Genomic DNA, 14,066 nt, shown 5'->3' with positions numbered 1-14,066 from the left:
GAGGTCCTTTGGCGACCGGCGAGAGCTTGGAGGCACAACTGGAGGCCCGGGACCCCGACGTCCGGCTCATGCTCCAGATTCGCGACGATGTCCCGGGAGCCTTCGAGGCCCTGGTCGGGCGTTACCAGCATCGGCTGGTCGGGATCCTGGCCCATCTGGTCGGGCGGGGCGACGAGGCCGAGGATCTGACCCAGGACGTTTTCCTGCGGGTCTACCGGGCCCGCAAGGGGTACAAGCCCAAGGCGAAGTTCTCGACCTGGCTGTTCACGATCGCCAATAACCGGGCGATGAACCACCTGAGGAGCCGGGGTCGGAACCCTTCGCCGGGCGTTGGGATGGGTTCGGTCTCGGAGGATGGTCTTCGACCGCTCGAAGATCGGGCCCTCGCCCGAGAGGGGACGCCCTCGGCCGAACTTCGGAGTGTCGAACTCTCCGAGGTGGTCCGCCAGGCGCTGGAGACCTTGGGCGAGGATCAGAAGATGGCGGTCCTGCTCAACAAGTTCGAGGACATGAGCTACGCCGACATCGCCGAGGTCATGGGGCGCTCGGAGGGGGCCATCAAGTCGCTCCTGGCCCGCGCCCGGACCGAGCTCCGAGAGCGGCTGGAACCTTACCTGAAGACCGGTCAGAGGGTGACGTGACGGATCTCCGAGGACCGATGGGTCGCGCCGTCGTCTCGGCCGGTCGAGTGCTCCGGGGCTGCTGGGATCAGGCGGGCCGGGCGGTCGATGCCCTGGCATTCCCGCCGACCTGCCCGGTCTGCGACGCCTCGACGGATGGTCCGGCGTTCTGCGAGGATTGTCGGGTCGAATTGCTCGGGGCGTCCGGCGTGGCCTGCCCTCGATGCGCGATGCCGGTCGGGCCTCATGCCGATGTGGCCGGGGGTTGCTCGGAGTGCCGGGGGCGTTCGCTCGGTTTCGATCGGGCGATCGCGCTGGGGCCTTATCAGGGGCCGATCCGCCAGCTCTGCCTGAGCCTGAAGCATGAGCGGAATGCCTGGATGGCCCGATGGGTGGCCGAGATCCTGGCCGAGCGCCGGTCGGGCTCGCTGGTCGAGGAGGCGGAGGCTCGCCCGCTGATCGTCCCGGTGCCGTTGCACTGGCGGAAGAGGCTCCGGCGCGGTTACAACCAGGCCGAGGCCCTGGCGGTCGGGCTGGGCCGGTCGCTTCGCCTGGAGGTCCGACCCGGGCTCCGGCGGGTGGTCGCGACCCCGAAGCTGGCCCTGGCGGGCCGGACCGAGCGGGCCAGGCTGATGCGTCAGGCGTTTCGGGCCCGGGGTCTCCGAGGTCTCCGGGGGCGGCCGATCCTGCTGGTGGACGATATCCTGACCACGGGCGCGACCGCGGGCGCGGCGGCCCGGGCCTTGAAGCGGGCCGGGGCTTCCCGGGTGGTGGTGGTCGTGGTGGCTCGGGCGGAGGGGAAGCCTTGATGGCGGTCGAAACGATCCGGATCGGAACCCGCGGGAGTCACCTGGCCCGCTGGCAATCGGGCTGGGTGGCCGACCAGCTCCGGGCCCTTCATCCCGGCCTGGTGGTCGAACTGGTCGAGATCAAGACGCAGGGGGACCGCGACCGGAACTCGCCGCTGGCCGCGATCGGCGGGACCGGGCTGTTCACCAAGGAAATCCAGCGAGCCCTGTCCGAGGGGTTGGTGGAGGTCGCCGTCCACAGCCTGAAGGACCTGCCGACCGCCGGGCCCGAAGGGCTGACCCTGGGGGCCGTCCCCCCTCGCGAGGATGTGGCCGACGCCCTGATCGCGCCGAATGGCCGGACACTCGAAGGCCTGCCCGAAGGGGCGACCGTGGGGACCGGCTCGCTCCGTCGGCGGGCCCAACTGCTCCACGCCCGGCCCGACCTGACGGTCGTGGGGGTCCGCGGGAATGTCGAGACCCGCCTGAACAAGGCCCTGCACGGCGAGCTTGATGGGGTGGTCCTGGCCGAGGCGGGCCTGAGGCGGCTCGGGCTGGATTCCCACGTGACCGGGCGACTGGGCCCTCCGGGGTTCTTGCCGGCGGTCGGGCAGGGGGCCCTGGGGATCGAGTGCCGGAAGTCCGACGAGGGGACGCTCGGGCTCCTGGCGGCCCTGGACGATCCGGCCACCCATCGCTCGGTGATCGCCGAGCGTCGGCTCCTGGCCGAGCTGGAGGGGGGCTGCATGATCCCCCTGGCGGCCCATGCCCGGGAAGTCGACGGGCTCCTGGCCATGGATGCCTTCGTGCTCGACCCCGACGGCCGCGAGCGAGTGGCCGCCTCGGCGACCGGACCGATCGATGAGCCCGACGAGCTGGGTCGGAGGGTGGCCGAGATCCTGCTCAACCAGGGCGCGGGTCGCCTCCTGGGACGTTCCTGATCGTCGTTCGCGGCTCATCCCGGATGCGTACCGCGAATCTTGGTGGAAGTCGGGTGGGCGTCCGGAAACGTCCGTGCTGCCAGGTTTGAGCGAATAAAGTGAGGATTGGACGTTCTGTCTGGCGCCGAGGCGTCGCCCCGATCGATTGACGGGGCATGCCCCGATGGAGCGCCGATTCTTATCGCGGTCGACTGGCCTTCACGAACTCGTCCCAGAGTTCGTCGAGGGTTCGCCCCGTCGCTTCTTGGAAGAGTACGGGCTTGTATTTCCCCTCCTGGCAGGCCCGGTTCAAGGTGGCGACGATCGTTTTGTCGTGAGTCTTCTCGATCCAGGCGAGGAACCGGGCGGAGGTCCGGTAGCTGTCCCGATAGCTCGCCCCTTCGGGGTCGAACGGGCCGATGGCCTCGCCGGGCTCATAGTGGAAGAACCGGACGTAATCGGCGATCCCCTCGATCAGCCAGCCGTGGTCGTCCTCGCTCCGGGGGTAATGCTGGATCAGGTGGGTCAACTCGTGGACGACCATCCCGAGGTCGTCGGGATGCTCGCGAATCCACGGCCCGGAGATCGTGATCGTCCGGCCGCCGGCGTAGGCGGGGACTCTCAGCCGTTTCTTGAAGACCAGCTTCAGTTTGGGCGGGGGCGAATCTCCGTCGGATTGGAGGATCGTCGCGACTTTGGGATACCAGGCCTCGACGACCCCCTTGGCCTGCTCGGCCCACTCGGCGGCCTCGGGTATGTCGGAGGTGTCGATCTCGACGACGATCTTCGACCCGGCCGGAGCCTTCGCGGTCGAGTCGCCCGCCCGGGGGACCTCGGGCCGGTCCTGGGCGAGAATCGCGGAGGGAGGGCCGGCGACCGCCAGCATCCCGAGAGTCACCAGACAGGAACGAATCATCATTTGGGAAACCTCGAGTTCGACTTCGACGGCCACCGGCCGCCCCGGCCACCTGGCCCACTCGATTGTATCCCCCGACCTGGGCCGTAAACAAACGGACCATCGCCCCTCGATTGGCCGACGGATGAGCCTCGATTGGCCGACGGATGAGCGTTCGCGAAGGAGGCGTCCGGGGCGTCCGTGGGCTTCCCCCGGCGAATACGGTCGATCCTGGGCGGATGGGATTCTTTCGGAAGTCTGTTTCGTCGTGGGCGGGTCCGGGACTTGTGGTTGCCCGAGGATCCTCAGCTGTCCACCCGGCGGCGGGAGCCCTCGGTCGACCTGTTCACTTCGGCTTCACGCGCATCGGGGTTTTGTCTAGACTGCCCGAGGTTCCGGGGTGACGGCCGGGGCCCGGGAGACACTGAGGCCGCGTTAAGGGAAGGAACCCATCGATGCGACGGATCGCGGTGCTGAATCAGAAGGGTGGGGTTGGCAAGACGACCTCCACCGTGAACCTCGCCGCCGCCCTGGCGGCCGAGGGGAACAAGACGCTGGTCCTGGACCTCGACCCGCAGGCCCACGCCACGCTCCACCTGGGCCTCCTGCCCGGCCGGTCGGGGCCGTCGCTCTATGATGTCCTGACGCAAGGGATGTCCTTGAAGGAGGTCCGCCGCGAGGTGGCCCCCAACCTCCACATCTGCGGGAGCCACATCGACCTGGCCGCCGCCGAGGTCGAGCTGATCGGCACCGTCGGCCGCGAGACCATCCTCCGCGATCAGCTCGACGCCGCGCTCGAAGAGGAGCCGTTCGACTACGTCCTGATGGACTGCCCCCCCTCGCTGGGCATCCTGACCCTGAATGCCCTCTGCGCGGCCCGCGAGGTCTTCATCCCGCTCCAGGCGCACTTCCTGGCCTTGCACGGGCTTTCGAAGTTGCTCGAAACGATCAACCTGGTCTGCAAGCGGGTCAACCGCGACCTCAAGGTCGGCGGCGTGGTCCTCTGCCTCTACGACGCCGGGACCCGGCTCGGCGGCGAGGTGATCGACGACCTCGACCAGTACTTCGACGGCCGGAAGCACGCCAACGCCCCCTGGGCCGACGCCAAGGTCTTCCGTACCCGGATCCGCCGGAACATCCGCCTGGCCGAGTGCCCGAGCTTCGGCCAGTCGATCTTCCAGTACGCCCCGACCAGCCGGGGGGCCGAGGATTACGCCTCGCTCGCCGGAGAGGTCCAGGGCCGCCCCCCCGCCTCGATCTGGCTCACGCCCGAGAAGCGGGTCGTCGACGAGCCGCATAGCCTGGCTTCTTGAGTGGCCTGCTTTCCTCCCTGATGCCCTCTCCTCGCGGGAGGGGGTTGGGATGAGGATCGCTCCACTCGAAGGGAGGGCGTGATGCTCCTGCTCCGCAAGTTCCGGTTCTCGCTGGCGCTGATCATGATGATGGTCGTGACCGCCGCGGCGGCCTCGGCCCTCTTCGCGAAAGTCCGCGCCCACACCCCGGCCGCCGGCCAGGCTTATCTAAAGGTCGACGCCCCGATCCTCTTCATCCTCTCGATCGGCCTGACCGCGATCGGTCTGGGGTCCTTGAAGGGGCACTCGGCGGGGCAGATGATGCTCCAGATCACGGTCGCGTGTCTGGGCTATGTCTCGCTGATCGGGATCGCCGAGGCGGGCTGGGAGCGTCCGCTCCTTTACTGGTTCCAGGTCAGTTTCGGGATCTTCGTGACCGGCCCGCTCCTGGCCCGTCAATTCGTCAAATCCGAGATGGAGCGCGGCCCGAGACGCGACTGGTGGAAGAAGACGTGCGAGTCTTTCTTCTTCGCGTTTCTGACGATGTTACTGGTCCTGGTGGGGCTGATCCTCGAATGGCTGGCCGTCTTGGTCGGTAGCCAGGTCGCCAAGGGCGCCTTCTGACCGGAGGGGCCAATCCCCCAATGCGATGGGTCGGGATCGACGAGGCGGGATACGGGCCGAACATCGGCCCCCTGGTGATGACGGCCGTCGTGGCCGAGAGTCTCGACGACCGACCTCCCGACCTCTGGGTCGACCTCGCCTCGACCGTCTCCCGGGCCGGGGGCTCTCCGAATCGGCTCTGGGTGGACGACTCGAAGAAGGTCTACAAGGCGGGGCAGGGGCGTGACCGACTCGACGCCGGTTGCCTGGCCGCGATCGGGGCGACGGGCCGGGCCGTCCCGTCGACGATCGGTCAGTTGATCGAGATCCTGGGGGCGGGGACGCTCGACGACGCCGAGCTATCCCCCTGGCTCGACGGCATCGACCCGAAGTATCCCGAACTCCGGTCGAGGAGCCTGGCCGACACGACCCTGGCCCGGCGACCGCTCGACGGGGCACCTTGGAAAGTCGTCGACGTCCGGTCGGTCGTGGTCGGGCCGAGGGCGTTCAACGACGGGCTCGAAGCGACCGGGTCGAAGGCGCTGGTCCACTTCGCCGCGTTTGCCCGCCTGCTGGCCCACGTCCGGTCGACGACCCCCGAGGGGCAGGCCGTCGCGATCCGGTCGGACAAGCACGGGGGGCGTCACTTCTACGGCGGACTCCTGGCCGGGGCCTTCCCCGAGGCCCGGATCGCTCGGGGACCTGAAGGGCCGGACCTCAGCCATTATGAGGTCATCGAGCCCAACCTGAGGCTCGCCCTGAGCCTGGTCCCCCGGGCCGACGCCGATGACGGCCTGGTGGCGCTGGCGTCGATCGTCAGCAAGGCCATCCGGGAAGCCTGGATGGACGCCTTCAACAAGCACTGGATCGCGCGCGTCCCCGGTCTCCGGCCGACGGCGGGGTATCCCGTCGACGCCGCCCGGTTCCGCGACGCGATCCGGGCCGGGTGCGAGGCCCGAGGGCTGGAGCCCCGCGACTGGTGGCGGGCGAAGTGAGGCGGGCCGTCGTGGGTCGGATCCAGGGTTGATCAGTTCTGCCATCTATAAGATGAGGGGGGCCCTTCGGGGTGGCAGGGGTTGTCGGTACTCCGCAACCCCGGTGATGGTCGATTCCCGTCTGGCGAAGATCCTGGACGATGACCAGCAGGCGATGCTCCGCGAGATCCGAGAGCGAGGCCCCGGTCGGTTCGGCCCTCCGGGGAACCGGCATTCGCCCCCGCGCGGCGGTCGCTGAACGGGACGACGACCGGCCTCTCGACTCGTCGAGAGGCTCGGGGCGTCGGATGGGTTTGAAACGGGGACATCGCCTTGATCAGCCGACGGTGGCCCGGCGGATCCCCTGGAGGGCGGCCTCGACGGCGAGGTTGTAGGCGGTGACGATGTCGGGGTCGGGATCGCTCCCGCCGTGGGCATGGATCGGCCGGGCGAGGAACTCGACGAGGACCTTGACCCGCTCGGTCTCCGCGCGGTGCCAGGCCAGCTCGTGGCGCGACTGCCATCGGGTCCGGGCTTCGGGAGGGCTCGATGCGGTCGGCGGGGCGTGGTCTTCGAGGGGGGCGGAGTCGGTGGGGACGGTCGAAGCGGCTTCGCGTTCGATCACGGATGTTCCATCCTTCCTGGGTGGCGGCGTTCCCCGTTCGGGCCTGGCGTCTCCCTTTTAGCATGGAACAAAAATCGTTGCCAAGGGCGGACTCGCCCGAAAATCCCCCCGGGCGCGCACCGCGACCCGGGCAGCTCCGCCGATCGGGCGGAGATCCGGGGGCATCGGCGCGACAATCGGCGGCCAGTGGACCAGGCCGAGGTGTTGCGGGACCCTCGGACCGGACGAGCCTGGCTCAGCGTTCGCGATAGACGATCCGACCCTTGGTGAGGTCGTAGGGGGTGATCTCGATGGTCACCCGGTCGCCGGGGACGATTCGGATGAAATTCTTGCGCATCTTGCCGGCGATGTGCGCCAGGATGCGGTGCCCGCTCTCCAGTTCGACCATGAACTGGGTGTTGGGCAGGGCCTCGACGATTCGGCCCTCGGTGCGGATCGGTTCCTCTTTGGCCACACAAAACTCCCGATGACGACCGCGGGCCGGCCCGTGGTCGCTGGTCAAGATTCGAACTGGGGACTGCCGGCACGCCCAAGGGCCGACATCCGGCACCCGCGCCCCTCACGGCCGGGGTACGGGGCGGCACGAGCCCCCCTCACGGCTTTTCGACCAGCATACCCGAATGATCCACCCAAGGCCAGCGCCGAAACCGGTCCGGCATGGGTTGGCGGGTGCCCCTCTCGATTTCGGCATTTCTTGTAGGGCAGGGCTTGCCCTGCCGAGATGGGGTCGCGGGAGGGCAAGATCGGCTCCTCGAAGCGATGCTCAACCAGGATCCGGCTTGAGGTGGAGGGCCGAAACCGGACCCTGAATCGGAGGACGCTCCCCGGATCTCACTGAATTCCTCCGCCCCTCATGTCGAGCTTATCCTTCTCCTGGCGCAACTTGGCGATCTCGTTCTGCAATCCGAGGATCTGGATCAGCTCCTGATATTGCTCCAGGGTGAGCTCGCCCCGATCGGCCTTCTCGATGGCGAGGGCCAGGGGGCTGGGATGATCCTCGGAATTGGACGAGGTGATGTACATCATCCCGTTTTTCACGTCATAGATCAGGCCCAACTGCTTGAGGGCCAGTCGAAGGGTCGTCTTGATCGGGACGCCGTCCAGATCCATCGAGATCGTCGAGGCCATCGTCTTTTCGGCATCCTGGAGGCCCTGCGGGTCGACGTAGATTGGGATCCCGGCCGGGAATTCCGGGGATTTCGTGGATTCCTTCAGATACCGGAGGAAATCCTCGAGCGGCGTCTCATTGGGGAAATTCATCGCGACGGGCTTCTCGAGCACTTCGAGGATGGCCTGCCCCATCGGGCTCGTGTCGGGCTCGGCGAGCTGGGCGATCCAGTTGGAGGGAGGTTCCGGGGAATCGACCGGAGCGACTTCAACCGAGACGGCCTCGACCTCGGCCGGCGGGCTCGGCTCCTCGGCTTCGGGGATGACGGGCGGCTGGGCCTCCACGTCGGCCGGTAGTGTCGGTATTTCGGGTTCCGGGGAATCGCCCGAGTTGGCCTCGGCCTGAGGGTCCTGGCCGCCGAGGGCGGCCGGCTCTCCGATCGACCGGGCTCCCGGCTCGTCCGCCCCCTGATAGCCCAGGACCGCCACGCTGGCGGCGAGCGTCAAGAAGACGGCCCCGGCGACTTTCATCTTGGTCAGGAACATGGCCCAGATCCCCTCATGGAACAGGGCGGCCGTCGATGCCGAGACCATCCCGGCCGTCGAGCCCGCCGCGATCTCCAGGGCCGCCCGAGTGGTCCGGCCCGCCAATGATCCCGGGACACTCGCCCCGGACGTCCGCAAGAATCCGGGGAGCGCGGCCCCCGCCGAGGGGGCGGCCCCCCTTCGCGAGAGCCGACCTTTCAGAAGGTCCCGGGCCCTCGAGAGCCGACCCTTGACCGTCCCGACGGGCCAGCCGAGTTCTTGACTGGCCTCCTCGTGGGTCAGGCCTTCGACATAGCAAAGGACGATCGGGGCCCGATACTTCGAGGGGAGTCGCGCCAGCTCCGCGTCGATCAGCGAGCCCAACTCGCGATCGGAGGGGGCGTCGATCATCGCGACCTCGGGGATCGGCCCGGATCCTTCTCGGAGCCGCCTCCGGGCCGAGGCCGTCCGCGCCCTCAGGGCCACCCGGTAGGCGACCCCGTAGAGCCAGTGCCCCACCGGGTCGTCCCGCTTGAGCGTCCCGGCCTTTTTCGCGAGGGTCAGGAACGTGACCTGGAAGGCGTCTTCCACGTCGCCCGAATCGCGGAGGACCCGGCGGCAGACCCCCATGACCATCGGCCCATGCCGGGCCACGATCGCCCCGAAGGCCACCTCGTCCCGACGGTCGAGATAACGCCGGAGCAGGTCCCCCTCGCTCAAGCCGGCGACGGTCCCCTCGCCGAAGAGGCGGACCAGGTCATGCCCGACCGACCCGAACTGTGCCCGTCGCATGAATGGCAAGCCTCCCGAAGCCGAGATCCACCCGTTAATCTCCGCCCGACGCCCGGCGGATACAAGATTCTCGCGATTGGCCGAAAATAATGCGACCAGGGGCGCAAAGGATGCAATCCATCCCCCCGGCCGGGCGGTCGAGGACCCCATCTCGCCGGAGCTTGCTCCGGGAGCCCGAGGTGGCCGGGTCCCCCTCGATCGAAATAAGGAAAGTCGTCGAGGGTGACAGGAAAGGCTGCTAATCGCCCCCGCGCGGAACGGAAATAAAGACGATGCGGCCCGATCCCCCAACCTCTGAGGACGGGAACGAAGCCATTACTGGTGCGCCGAACGAAGCCATTCTCCGTGCGCCGAACGGCTGGGTGGCAGGGGTAAGCGACAGCTTACCCCGGATCTGACGTTGCTCCCGGGGTAAGCTGTCGCTTACCCCTGCCACCCAGATTAACCATCTTGCGATCGAAGAGGGTGTTTTCAAACGAAGCCATTCGCGAGATCCGGAACGAAGCCATTCGCGAGATCCGGAACGAAGCCATTCGCGAGATCCGGAACGAAGCCATTCGCGAGATCCGGAACGAAGCCATTACCGAGATCCGTCTCGACCGTTCAAACTTTGCCTGCGTGAGGATAGAATTGATGCAAGCCGCCGACTTCCAACGATCTCCGAGGACTGGCATGCCCGGCTATGCGCTCGAAGGGCCGAAAGCCGCCCGGATGTACGAGGTGATCCTGCCCAAGAAGCTGGGCTACTTCGGCAAGGTCCAGGAAGTCCTGGAGGACCTCTTCGACGAGGAAGCGATCCGCGTCGTGCCGTTCATCCGGAAGTCGATCGCCGACCGTCGACGACGCGACCCGTCGTTCGACGAGGATGGGTGGGTCAAGACGCTTTGCAAGGCGTCCGGCGGCTACTCGATCTACGAGATGGACGGTCGGTACGTCTCGCCGCTCGGCCGACCGGTCGATGAGCGGGTCCTGGTCATCCGCTTCATCTTTCATAACACCGGGATCGAGGTCGACCCGACGACCGACTTCCTGGCCGCGTCGCTCGAAGTGGTCAACCACCTGGTCGCCCACCGATTCGCCGAGGAGCTGGGGGTCGAGGAAGAAATCTGGTTCCTGGAATATCCCGAGACCCGGCTGGCCATCTGGCGGAAGGAACGCCCGGGGCTCGCCGACGGAGACTATCAACTGTGAGCGCGGACCCACGCAAGCCGGTGATCGACCGATACGCCGACGGGGGCCTGATCCTGGTCCAGGCCGCCGGGGGCCTCACGCCCGAGCTGGCCCGCGAGCACCCGATCGAGGGGACCTGGAGCATCGCCCAACTCGTCGCGCACGTGCTCGACACCGACCTCGTCCTGTCCGACCGGATGAAGCGGGTGATCGCCGAGGATTCGCCCCGGCTCGAAGCCTTCGACGAGAACGCCTGGCTCACCCGGCTCGACTCCGGCGCCATGCCCGTGATGGAAGCGGCCGAGCTGTTCGCCGCCAACCGGAAGTGGATGACGCGCGTTCTCCGGGCGCAGGACGAGTCCGCTTTCGCCCGATCCGGCATCCACTCCGAAATCGGCAAGCTGACCCTGGCCGAGATCGTGGTCAAGGCGACGCACCACCTCGACCACCACCTCCGGTTCCTCTACGCCAAGCGGGCCAAGCTGGGCGTGTCGATCTATCCCCGGTACGCGGCCAATCCCGGCTTCTGAATCGAGAAGGAGATTCCGACGGTGGGAAGACTCTTCGCGGGAACCCCCTGGGACCGCCCCCCGACCTGCGACCGGTGCGGGAAGCTCGAAGCCGATTGCCAGTGCCCGCCCCCGGTCGTCGAGCCGGTCCGCCTCGATCCCGCCTCGCAGACCGCCCGCCTCAAGCTGGAGAAACGCCCCAAGGGGAAGGTTGTGACGGCCGTCTCGGGTCTCGACCCCGAGGGGAACGACCTGGAAGAATTAGCGGCCAAACTCAAGGCCCGATGCGGGACCGGCGGGACCCTCAAGGACGGGACGATCGAGCTGCAAGGGGATCATCTCGGTCCGGCCGAGGCGGCCTTGAAGGGGGTTGGGTACAAGGTCCGGAGAGGATAAAACAGGCCGGACTTCATCTGGCAGATATCCAAGAAGTAGCGGAATGCGACCTACCAATCACTTTCTGGAATTTGCTTTAATTTAAACTTTCGTTTGAACGCGGCATTTACATCCGGAAGAGTTTCGCGAGTGGACCGAAGCAAGGATAAGCACATTTTAGCGATATCGATTTCATCGGGGACGAGGTAATATGCCGGACCCCACATTCCAAGAATCCAGCCCTTCTCTTCTGATCGAGAGACCCAAAAACTATTGCCTTCCACTCCACGGGAAAGCACGATTCGATCGATGGCAACATCGTGATCGTTCTCCCATACAGTAAATCCGGATTTCTCGACTTGATCTTTTAAAGCCTTGTATTTGTCCATGATTTAGACTTCATTTATACCAGTAAATTGATCTAAGAGCATTCATTGGACTCGCGCATCCGATCACGCTTTGGCGGCTCACCATTTCGGTGCTCGACAGGCGTATTCGGGGATTCGTGGCGTCCTAAGCGTCACTGCGGAAGGCCACGAATGGCTATGACTTATTCAATGACCCACGGCGAGCTTTTCCCCGCACGCTTGGCCCTGGCCCCCATGCTGAGATCGCTGATTTCCAGAACGCTTGGATCGATTGCCAATATCGTATCAAGTCGAACCAGACGCATTCGCTCCATGGAGTAATCGCCGTTACCACAATGGAACTGCCAAAGGCTTCCACCTTCTTCATCGTCCTCGTGGCTGACTTCAACTATGGGCAATTGCCGCTCGGCAACATAATAGGAAGTCAATACAATCGCGTCTTCCGAGACATTGAACGATTTCAGTTGGTAACACTCCTCTCATTATGCATCGTCGAAACCCCTACGATTGGAAGCTCACGACCAAGGTCTAGATGATGGACAAATGAAGGGGATCGGTAACCAGGTCCTGTGGGGGTGAGAGAGCCAAATGGCAGGCCACTTTACTGCGACTCGTCCATCATCTCCCAGAGGGTCGGCTCGATGGCGTCGGCCCAGATCTGGTAGCCCTTTTGGGTGAGGTGGAGGAAGTCGGGCTGGATGGCCTTGGAGACGTGGCCTTCCTTGTCGAGGAAGCGTTCGCCGATATCGAGATACGTCACCGAGGGGTCCTCGACGAGTTTGGCGAGCCGCTTGTTGACCCGGGCGACTCGGGGGTCGGGCTCGGCGAAGGATTGGGAGGGGACCAGGCTGGCCCCCCGGGGGAAGATCCCCAGGAGCAGGATCTTCGAGTCGGGGAGCTTGCTCCGGAGCCGGGCGACGACCGTGGACACGCCCTCGATGACCTGCTCCTCGGTGTTGTTCCCCAGGTTGTTGGTGCCGGCCATCAGGACGACGACCTTGGGCTTGATCCCGTCGACCTCGCCGTGATCGAGCCGCCAGAGGAGGTGCTGAGTCCGGTCGCCGCCGATCCCGAAGTTGGCCGCCTTCCGGGGGGCGTAGTGCCGATCCCAGACCTCCTGACCGGTCGAGCTCCAGCCCGCGGTGATCGAGTCGCCCAGGAAGAGTAGGCCGACATCCCCCCGGCTCGCCCGTTCCAGGAATTCCCCGTGGAGCTTCATCCAGGCACCCGCCCGGGGCTCGGGGGCGACCGCGGTATTGGTCGGCGTGGGGGGCTGGTCGACCGCCCGGGCGACGACCGAGAGCGCGATCAGCACCAGGGGAGCCGTCCAGAGTCGTCGATGGGGCCGGGTCGCGGTCATGGCGAAGCTCGGGGGATCGGGGGATTCGAGAGGGAGAATCGACCCGCCCATTTTACTCCGGCTCCTCCCCTCGATCCAGCGGGGAAGCGTCGATCGGGCCCGGGTCGCCCTGGGCGGAGTCATCCGGGATTCCAGGCGATTTTCTGCCTCCCTCTCCCCCTGGGAGAGGGCCGGGGTGAGGGCTCGTCGCCTCGCCGCCGAGATTCGAAATGGGGTCGTCGGGTGTCGAGGGATTTTCGAAGCCCCTCACCCCGGCCCTCTCCCAGGGGGAGAGGGAGGAGAAATAGGCCGAGCCCTCTTCGAAGCTTTGAGGCACCTCCCAGGGCAGTCCGAAGTATTCGTCGAAGCAGACCTGATCGAGCCCGAGCCGGCCGGGGAAGGGGGCCTGGTCGGCGGCGAAGCCCAGGGCGAGGAGCCCGCCGAGGGCGTGGTCGTCGGGGATCCCGAAGGCTCGGCGGGCCTCCTCCTCGATGATCTCGTCGATCCAGGCCGAGGCCAGGCCCAGCGACTCGGCGGCGATCATCAGGGCGGCCGAGGCCATGAGCGCGGGCCGAATCGGGTCGGGGATCCGGGACCAGGTCCGGGCGGCGGTGGCCCGGACCCTCGCGGCGTCCTCGGGGCTGATTGCCCCGAGGGCGAGCTGGCGATCGACCACCGCTCCCAGGTCGGTCCGGTCGGGGTGGCGATAGGCCAGGACGACCAGGACGACGGGGGCCTCGGTGAGCCGGGCGTCCCCGTAGGTGCAGGCGCGGAGCCTCCGGCGGTTCCGAGGGTCGCGGACCACCAGGAATCGCCAGGGCTGGAGGTTGCACGGGGAGGGGGCCAGCGTGGCCAGCTCGATCAGCCGGGCCAGGAGGGATTCGGGCAAGGGGCGGTCGGGGTCGAACCGACGGGCGGTCCTCCGGGCTTCGATGGCCTCGGGGGCCGGGCTCGGGGGGGAGCCGTCGGGTCGCTGGTCGATCGGCCTGGTCATGGCTGGGGTTCCCGACCGGGCCCGCCTCGGACGGACGGGTCCGGTCGCCCCGAGTCTGGCGGCTCGGGGCCTCGATGGCAAGGGGAGGACGACCACTTCACCGGGCCGGGTTCTGGCATCGCGTGGCCGATTGGTTTAGATTCGGCTGCCGGGCGTCACGCCTCTCCGCG

18 protein-coding genes are annotated in these 14,066 nt (G+C 66.9%); 10 read left to right on the top strand and 8 right to left on the bottom strand.

The annotated features are described in order from the left end of the window. Positions 1–8: 8 nt before the first annotated feature. Genes P12x_RS13350 through hemC form a run of 3 tightly spaced genes read left to right on the top strand, consistent with a single transcriptional unit; the run spans position 9 to position 2,349 of the window. Positions 9–641 carry a sigma-70 family RNA polymerase sigma factor gene (locus P12x_RS13350; RefSeq protein ID WP_435011363.1) on the top strand — a complete coding sequence of 211 codons (633 nt, stop codon included), beginning with the start codon at positions 9–11 and terminating at the stop codon, positions 639–641. 17 nt (positions 642–658) lie between these two features. Beyond that, positions 659–1,429, top strand: a complete 771-nt coding sequence (locus tag P12x_RS13345; RefSeq protein ID WP_435011362.1) for a ComF family protein — start codon at positions 659–661, stop codon at positions 1,427–1,429. Further along, positions 1,429–2,349: a hydroxymethylbilane synthase gene (gene hemC, locus P12x_RS13340; protein WP_435011361.1), complete on the top strand. Its 921-nt coding sequence runs from the start codon at positions 1,429–1,431 to the stop codon at positions 2,347–2,349. Before P12x_RS13345 ends, hemC begins: the two co-directional genes overlap by 1 nt. Before the next feature lie 178 nt (positions 2,350–2,527). Here hemC and P12x_RS13335 read toward each other — a convergent pair whose 3' ends face one another. Then, positions 2,528–3,247, bottom strand: coding sequence for a basic secretory protein-like protein (locus P12x_RS13335; RefSeq protein WP_435011360.1), 720 nt, complete (start codon positions 3,245–3,247; stop codon positions 2,528–2,530). 431 nt (positions 3,248–3,678) lie between these two features. Between P12x_RS13335 and P12x_RS13330 the strand changes: the two genes are divergently transcribed. The 4 genes from P12x_RS13330 to P12x_RS13315 all read left to right on the top strand — a co-directional run bounded on the left by P12x_RS13330 (position 3,679) and on the right by P12x_RS13315 (position 6,351). Further along, positions 3,679–4,536 (top strand): ParA family protein, encoded by an 858-nt coding sequence (locus tag P12x_RS13330; protein ID WP_435011359.1) that lies wholly within the window; start codon positions 3,679–3,681, stop codon positions 4,534–4,536. Positions 4,537–4,617: 81 nt separating this feature from the next. After that, positions 4,618–5,139, top strand: a complete 522-nt coding sequence (locus tag P12x_RS13325; protein ID WP_435011358.1) for a hypothetical protein — start codon at positions 4,618–4,620, stop codon at positions 5,137–5,139. 20 nt (positions 5,140–5,159) lie between these two features. Then, entirely contained in the window at positions 5,160–6,113 is a 954-nt protein-coding gene (locus P12x_RS13320; protein ID WP_435011357.1) for a hypothetical protein, read from the top strand. 106 nt (positions 6,114–6,219) lie between these two features. Beyond that, positions 6,220–6,351 (top strand): hypothetical protein, encoded by a 132-nt coding sequence (locus P12x_RS13315; RefSeq protein WP_435011356.1) that lies wholly within the window; start codon positions 6,220–6,222, stop codon positions 6,349–6,351. Between the two features lie 78 nt (positions 6,352–6,429). Here the strand turns inward: P12x_RS13315 and P12x_RS13310 are convergent, their stop codons facing one another. The 3 genes from P12x_RS13310 to P12x_RS13300 form a co-directional block, all read right to left on the bottom strand. Further along, positions 6,430–6,717 (bottom strand): hypothetical protein, encoded by a 288-nt coding sequence (locus P12x_RS13310; protein ID WP_435011355.1) that lies wholly within the window; start codon positions 6,715–6,717, stop codon positions 6,430–6,432. Between the two features lie 235 nt (positions 6,718–6,952). Then, positions 6,953–7,171, bottom strand: a complete 219-nt coding sequence (gene infA / locus P12x_RS13305) for a translation initiation factor IF-1 (protein WP_435011354.1) — start codon at positions 7,169–7,171, stop codon at positions 6,953–6,955. 377 nt (positions 7,172–7,548) lie between these two features. Continuing rightward, positions 7,549–9,141: a sigma-70 family RNA polymerase sigma factor gene (locus P12x_RS13300; protein WP_435011353.1), complete on the bottom strand. Its 1,593-nt coding sequence runs from the start codon at positions 9,139–9,141 to the stop codon at positions 7,549–7,551. 465 nt (positions 9,142–9,606) lie between these two features. On the opposite strand from P12x_RS13300, the gene P12x_RS13295 reads away from it, so the two are divergent. Genes P12x_RS13295 through P12x_RS13285 form a run of 3 tightly spaced genes read left to right on the top strand, consistent with a single transcriptional unit; the run spans position 9,607 to position 11,216 of the window. Continuing rightward, positions 9,607–10,332: a hypothetical protein gene (locus P12x_RS13295; protein ID WP_435011352.1), complete on the top strand. Its 726-nt coding sequence runs from the start codon at positions 9,607–9,609 to the stop codon at positions 10,330–10,332. Next, positions 10,329–10,841: a DinB family protein gene (locus P12x_RS13290; RefSeq protein WP_435011351.1), complete on the top strand. Its 513-nt coding sequence runs from the start codon at positions 10,329–10,331 to the stop codon at positions 10,839–10,841. Before P12x_RS13295 ends, P12x_RS13290 begins: the two co-directional genes overlap by 4 nt. A 21-nt stretch (positions 10,842–10,862) precedes the next feature. Continuing rightward, positions 10,863–11,216 (top strand): translation initiation factor, encoded by a 354-nt coding sequence (locus tag P12x_RS13285; RefSeq protein ID WP_435011350.1) that lies wholly within the window; start codon positions 10,863–10,865, stop codon positions 11,214–11,216. Positions 11,217–11,266: 50 nt separating this feature from the next. Here P12x_RS13285 and P12x_RS13280 read toward each other — a convergent pair whose 3' ends face one another. The 4 genes from P12x_RS13280 to P12x_RS13265 all read right to left on the bottom strand — a co-directional run bounded on the left by P12x_RS13280 (position 11,267) and on the right by P12x_RS13265 (position 13,896). Next, entirely contained in the window at positions 11,267–11,584 is a 318-nt protein-coding gene (locus P12x_RS13280; protein WP_435011349.1) for a hypothetical protein, read from the bottom strand. Positions 11,585–11,745: 161 nt separating this feature from the next. Next, positions 11,746–11,991: a hypothetical protein gene (locus P12x_RS13275; protein WP_435011348.1), complete on the bottom strand. Its 246-nt coding sequence runs from the start codon at positions 11,989–11,991 to the stop codon at positions 11,746–11,748. Between the two features lie 173 nt (positions 11,992–12,164). Next, complete coding sequence (locus P12x_RS13270) at positions 12,165–12,923, bottom strand: GDSL-type esterase/lipase family protein (protein WP_435011347.1); 759 nt, start codon at positions 12,921–12,923, stop codon at positions 12,165–12,167. Positions 12,924–12,975: 52 nt separating this feature from the next. Beyond that, the gene (locus tag P12x_RS13265; RefSeq protein ID WP_435011346.1) at positions 12,976–13,896 is read right to left on the bottom strand and encodes a nitroreductase family protein; all 921 of its coding nucleotides are present in this window, start codon (positions 13,894–13,896) and stop codon (positions 12,976–12,978) included. Positions 13,897–14,066 lie beyond the last annotated feature (170 nt).

The organism is Tundrisphaera lichenicola, from assembly GCF_051175385.1.
GTDB classification, from domain to species: Bacteria; Planctomycetota; Planctomycetia; order Isosphaerales; family Isosphaeraceae; genus Tundrisphaera; species Tundrisphaera lichenicola.
The sequence above is the reverse complement of the archived record's forward strand: the minus strand, read 5'-3'. Positions and strand labels throughout refer to the sequence as shown.